Source organism: Paraburkholderia humisilvae (assembly GCF_902859855.1).
GTDB classification, from domain to species: Bacteria; Pseudomonadota; Gammaproteobacteria; order Burkholderiales; family Burkholderiaceae; genus Paraburkholderia; species Paraburkholderia humisilvae.
Genome location: NZ_CADIKH010000168.1, coordinates 1 through 5,540, shown reverse-complemented (window position 1 = coordinate 5,540; position 5,540 = coordinate 1). Strand labels below are relative to the sequence as shown.

The window sequence follows — 5,540 nt, the reverse complement described above, 5'->3', positions numbered from 1 at the left end:
CCCCGGAGGGGGCGGGAGTCCATACCATCAGGCTTGTTGCAGCCTGACAGGCTGCGGCCCTCCATGAAATCCGCTGGCCCGCGCCTCATTCTTCAAGCGAGCCCGAAGCTCTCGAAATGATTCAGGCACTGACGGGCCTCCGGTCTTACCTGGTTTGTCATCTCACCCGATTGCTGCGCAACCTTTCGCCGTTCACCCTGTGTTAAACGTTGATCTTCTTCTTCGTGCAAGCTGTTCAGACTGGCTTCACACTTACATAGTCCCGCTGGTACGGCCGGTCATGGGCCAGCACCGCCCAGATCGTCCGCGCCATCTTGCTGGCAGGCGCCACGACCACCACATTGCGCGGGCGTCGCCCCCCGATCTGTTCGGCCCATTGGCCCGGCTCCTTCGCACGGGTCAGTACGCTGCGCGCGCCGTGAATGAGCAGCGTGCGCAGATACGTGTCGCCTCTTTGCCAATACGGCAATCCCGGTGTGGCTTTCGGCAAGCGTCCAGTGCCTCGGCACCCCGGTCAGTCCGTGCCTTTCGGCGCGGGGAATGGATTTCGCAGCTCGATACCTGGCCCAGGCGTACCTCTGCCAACGCTTCGCCTACGTCGTTACGGACGCACACGCATGACTCGAGGCCGTCGTGGCTGGCTAGACCTTCAACGTATGACTCTTTCATTCACAACACCTTGCCGGTTTTGACCGGCGCACGGACGCGTTCATTTCATTCTTCAAGGTGCCGCAGGCTCACCGGATAGGCCACGTACCAACGCACGCAAGTCAGGACCACATTCATGCCGGCCCTACCTTTGCGTCACGTCGCTGCTCGCACCTCGACACTACACCAGCCGTTCGATCCGAACGGTGGGGAGGCCGGCTATATGATTATCAGAACCCCGGGAAACCCTTCTCCTTGGAGACCGATCGGCGAAGCGCAGATTTGCTACGACTTGTCGGAGCATTAAATACAGTATATAAGACCGAACATGAATCGACCCTTCCCATGGATCACCGCGCCAGCGGACGCATACCGGCTCTGGCAGGAAACCGACGCGGTCGGCGCCGATCGCCGTCCCTTTTCCCCGCGCTCGCGCATCCAGCATGCGGCGATGTTCGACCGCTTTCTTCGCCATCTCGCGACAAAGGGCGTGACGCTTGCCACCTTCGGCACGGCCAACGTCGAAGCTTTCTTCGTCGACGTCGATATGCGATGCGCGCCGGGCACCACGACGCGATTGCGCTACGGCAGGCTGCTCGAGCGGCTGTGCCGTCAGCTCATCGAGGACGGCATCCGCGAAGAGAATCCGGTGACCACCATCGCCGCTTTCGAGCGCTGGCCAGAGGATGAGCCGGTTCCCCTCTATCTTCGCCCCGACGCGGATGCGCGGCTGCAGGCGTGGGTCCAGCCCGCAGCCGACGACGACGCCCGCGCATTGCGCAATCGCGCGATCGTCGCCCTCTTTCTGGCTACCGGCATCCAGGCGACGGAACTTCGACAGGCGCGGTGCGACCATCTGGGCGTCGAGGGCATGCGCCCACTTCTGGAGGTGCCGAAGCGCGGACCGCGTGACTCGCGACGCATCCCGTTGCCGCCGTTTTCGATCGCCACCCTGTCCAGGTGGAAACAGACGCGTGAGCCGGATGCCGGCGACGCCCCTCTCTTTCCGGCCCCCGGTCGTGAGGGCATGGTCAATGACGTGCTACTGGGCAATGTCGTGCGCGAGGCGTTCGAAGCCATCGGATTCCGGGCGCCCGACATGAGTCCGCGCGTGCTGCGCAACACCTATGCTCGCCGGCAGCTGCTCGATGGCCGCGGCAACGTCGACGTGAGCCGGCTGCTCGGGCTGACCAGCCAGCGGACCGTGGTGCGTCTTCGCGCAACCATCGAAAACATTCGACTGGCCGGGTAAGTTACGTTCCTTAACGGTTTCGCCAGCCACCGGGTGGCACTCCGGAAAGGCCGCCTGGCGCTGGGCGTTGGGGTATGGCAGCGGGCGGTATTGTCAAGTCGACGGGTTTGGATCAATGTTGTCGATAAGATCAGGTATCCTAATCAGAAAACGAAGACGCCGACCAGTTCTGCTGTCCACTGCTGCCAGGCAGCCGACGGTGCACGAGCGCAGCGCGGTGGTCACGGGCCTGCATCCGGTGTCGCGGCAAGGGGAAGTACAGCCGGATTGGACCGAAACGGGAAAGAAATGCCTGCGTACGCCGCGCCTCGCGAAAGTCCCGCATCTGGCGCTCGCGTGAGCGTCGGCTGGTGGCTGTTCTCCGCCTGGTTGTTCAGTCGCACGACGGCCCGTCACGAACACGTGTTTCACTGCAACGAGTTCGGGAATGTCTGCCTTTGCCGCCGGGTAGCTGCGCAGCTGGTCCGTGACAATACGCCGTGGCACCGGCGCCGAACGCAGCACCAGTTTGAAGAAGCGTTTTGCCACCGCCTTGTCGCGGCACTTCTGCAGCAGCACGTCCAGTTCCGTACCATGCTCATCCACCGCGCGCCACAGCCAGTGCGGCTCGCCGCGCAGGCACACGGCCATTTCATCGAGGTACCACGTCGAACCCGGCCTGGCGCGTGCCGCCTTTGCGCGACAGGTGAACTGCGACCCAAACCGGCCACATCATTGCCGGATCGATTCGTACGTGACGACCACGCCACGTTCCCGCAGCGGTTCCTCGATGTCCCACAGGCTCAGGCTGAAGCGGTGATACCAACGTACCGCACAGCCGATGACTGACTCAGAAAAACGAAAAACCGGGGAACGCAGATTTGATCTTCTTCATGCGCCCATTCTAGCCGAAGGCTTCAGCAACTTGACAATGCCGCCATGTCCCTTCTTCGCTGTTTTCAGTCCTGTTGCGGGTTACCGTAACTCTGTTCGAGCGGCAGGCATGCGCCATCGCATTCGCGGCAATGCCCGCTATCCGTGCGACTATCATCCCGTTACCAACCGCACGCGCCGCATTCGATCGTGGGGCCACTTTTGTCATTCGACACAACGCGTTCCGTCACTCTGGATGAGATTCCTGCGGGAGCACGTCGACGACGACCCACGGCAATGCTTCGGGAAACACATCGAGGTCGAGGCCCGTTGCATTGCTCGCAATGCTGCATGCCTTCGACCACACGATATCGAGCCACGCCGCATCGCCGAACTTGCCGCGTAGACTCGGCGGGCGGGGCACTTCGATAGTGCAGACCACGATGACACCGAGTCGTACTGGATCGGTGCCGGCTTTATGAACTTGCCGAGAATGAGACGGCAAGGGGCAGATACGACTACTGGTCAGAAAGCAGTCGACGGATTTTGGGCGAGTCCGGCGAATTCATGCCATGCAACGAACCGGGCTGCGAGTTGTTTGCAATAGAGTGAAGCGCGCAACAGACGGCGCTTGAGTGCGAAGTGCTGCCGAATCGGGCAGAAGGTCAATAGGAAAGCCTGCGTACGTCCAGGATCGCGAAAGCCATGCATGTGCCGCTCGCGTGTCGGTTGGTGGCTATTCTCTGCGCGGTTGTTTGGCCGGGCGGCCGCTTTGACGAACACGTGCTTCACGTTCGCAAGCTCCGGGATCCCGGCTTTTGCTGCGGGATAGCTGCGCAACTGCTCGGTGACGAGCTTGCGCGGTGCCGGGTTCGAACGCAGCATACGCCTGAAGAAGCGTTTGGCGGCGGCCTTATCGCGCCGCTTTTGCACCAGGATGTCGAGTTCGGCGCCTTGCTCATCGACCGCACGTCACAGCAGGTACGGTTCGCTGCACAGGGTGCCGGACATCCCGTCGAGGGCGCCACGTGCTACCGGGCTTGCGCCACGCAGCCTTCGCCCGATGAGCGAAGCCCTTGCCGAACTTATCGCACCAGCATCGGATCGTCTCGTATGTCACGATCACCCCACGCTCGAAGAGTCGTTCCTCGATGTCGCGCAAGCTCAACTGAAAGCGGAAATACTAGCGCACCGCGTAACTGATGACTCCGGCCGGAAACGATGACCGTGATAAAGCGATTTCGATTTCTTCATCTCGCCATCTTACTTGACCGCACCACCAATATGACAAGGCCCTCCAGTATGCTACTGGCTGACGGAACAACCGGTTTTCTCCCCTTACGCAAGCAGTAAAGCAATCAACCACGCGACTTCATGTCGCACGTCACCATCGTCCCTACCGCGACCGACTCATCATCTGCTCATTGTTGTCGCGACACGGTCGGCCGGGCTATCCCCGCTTTTCTGCTTTACTTTGCAGATCGAACCCGAAGGCCCGATTGATGGCTGCGCGCGTGCTGGTCTGCAAGCCGTGATGCCGGATACCCTCGTTGACTGCCTGTTCAAGCGCAGCGGGACGCGCACCCGCACCGCTGCCCGCGGGCACCAGTTGCGACCATGACTGTCCCTGCTCTTCCAGATGCACCAGGAACCGGTTGACGCGAGAGCGGTATACCTGATCCAGTTCTTCAGGCAGATCCTTGTGCTCCTGAAGATCCGGCGCAAGCCGAACTTTTTTCATGTCGCCTTGCAGTTTGAACCCGAAGGCCTGGTTGATGGCTGCGCGCGTGTTGGTCTGCAAGCCATAATGCCGGATCCCCTCGTTGACCGCCTGTTCAAGCGCAGCAGGACGCGCACCCGCACCGCTGCCCGCGGCCACCAGTTGCGACCATGACTGACCCTGCTCTTCCAGATGCGCCAGGAACCGGTTGACGCTGGAGCGGTATCGATGATCCACTTCTTCGGGCAAATTCTTCAGCAGATCCTTGTGCTCCTGAAGATCTGGCGCAAGCCGGACTCTTTGTATGTCGCCTTGCAGCTTGAACCCGAAGGCCTGGTTGATGGCTGCGCGCGTGCTGGGCTGCAAGCCATAATGCCGGATCCCCTCGCTGACTGCCTGTTCAAGCGCGGCAGGACGGACACCCGCACCGCTGCCCGCGGCCACCACAGTTGCGACCATGACTGTCCCTGCTCTTCCAGATGCACCAGGAACCGCTTGACGTTAGAGCGGTATACAGGATCCAGTTCTTCGGGCAGATCCTTCAGCAGATCCTTGTGCTCCTGAAGATCCGGCGCAAGCCGGACTTTTTTTATGTCGCCTTGCAGCTTGAGCCCGAAGGCCTGGTTGATGGCTGCGCGCGTGCTGGGCGGCAAGCTATGATGCCGGATCCCCTCGTTGACTGCCTGTTCCAGCGCAGCAGGACGCGCACCCGGACCGCTGCCAGCGGGCACCAGTTGCGACCATGACTGTCCCCGCTCTTCCAGATGCACCAGGAACCGGTTGACGTTAGAGCGGTATGCAGGACCCAGTTCCTCGGGCAAATCCTTCAGCAGATCGATGTGTTCAGGTAATGTCGGAACGAACCGTGCGTGGGGCTTTGCGCGACTGCTGCCCGGGAGGGGGGCAGCAGGCTGTTGACGCCCTGATGCGTACAGGCTGTCATGGATCTGCTGCTCCGCATGGGAAAGCGGCAGTCCACGCGCCTGCTCTGCGTGGGCCCAGTCAACCAGCGCCGTGCCTGCCGGGTCCGCCCCCGGGCCTTGAGGACGCGGCCTGTCGTCCAGATTC

4 protein-coding genes and 3 pseudogenes are annotated in these 5,540 nt (G+C 61.6%); 1 reads left to right on the top strand and 6 read right to left on the bottom strand.

Features of this window, described 5'->3' with window-relative positions; all coding sequences use genetic code 11:
- Nucleotides 1-235 precede the first annotated feature (235 nt).
- A pseudogene (locus HV796_RS39985) lies at nt 236-457 on the bottom strand (IS110 family transposase); the annotation flags it as partial.
- A 519-nt stretch (nt 458-976) separates the two neighbouring features.
- Between HV796_RS39985 and HV796_RS39980 the strand changes: the two are divergent.
- Entirely contained in the window at nt 977-1,900 is a 924-nt protein-coding gene (locus HV796_RS39980; protein WP_175233250.1) for a tyrosine-type recombinase/integrase, read from the top strand.
- 139 nt (nt 1,901-2,039) lie between these two features.
- On the opposite strand, the pseudogene HV796_RS39975 reads toward HV796_RS39980, so the two are convergent.
- The 5 genes and pseudogenes from HV796_RS39975 to HV796_RS39955 all read right to left on the bottom strand — a co-directional run.
- Nucleotides 2,040-2,774, bottom strand: a pseudogene (locus HV796_RS39975) (IS6 family transposase).
- A gap of 225 nt (nt 2,775-2,999) precedes the next feature.
- Nucleotides 3,000-3,194, bottom strand: coding sequence for a DUF29 domain-containing protein (locus HV796_RS39970; RefSeq protein WP_246356335.1), 195 nt, complete (start codon nt 3,192-3,194; stop codon nt 3,000-3,002).
- Nucleotides 3,195-3,277: 83 nt separating this feature from the next.
- Nucleotides 3,278-4,006, bottom strand: a pseudogene (locus HV796_RS39965) (IS6 family transposase).
- Between the two features lie 196 nt (nt 4,007-4,202).
- Nucleotides 4,203-4,721: a hypothetical protein gene (locus tag HV796_RS39960; protein ID WP_175233249.1), complete on the bottom strand. Its 519-nt coding sequence runs from the start codon at nt 4,719-4,721 to the stop codon at nt 4,203-4,205.
- A gap of 5 nt (nt 4,722-4,726) precedes the next feature.
- The coding region (locus HV796_RS39955; protein ID WP_175233248.1) for a hypothetical protein at nt 4,727-5,540 on the bottom strand (814 nt) is incomplete at its 5' end.

What these genes read in the sequence shown, in the direction of transcription:
- HV796_RS39980 (WP_175233250.1), top strand. Translation starts at nt 977, where the DNA reads ATGAATCGACCCTTCCCATGGATCACCGCGCCAGCGGACGCATACCGG.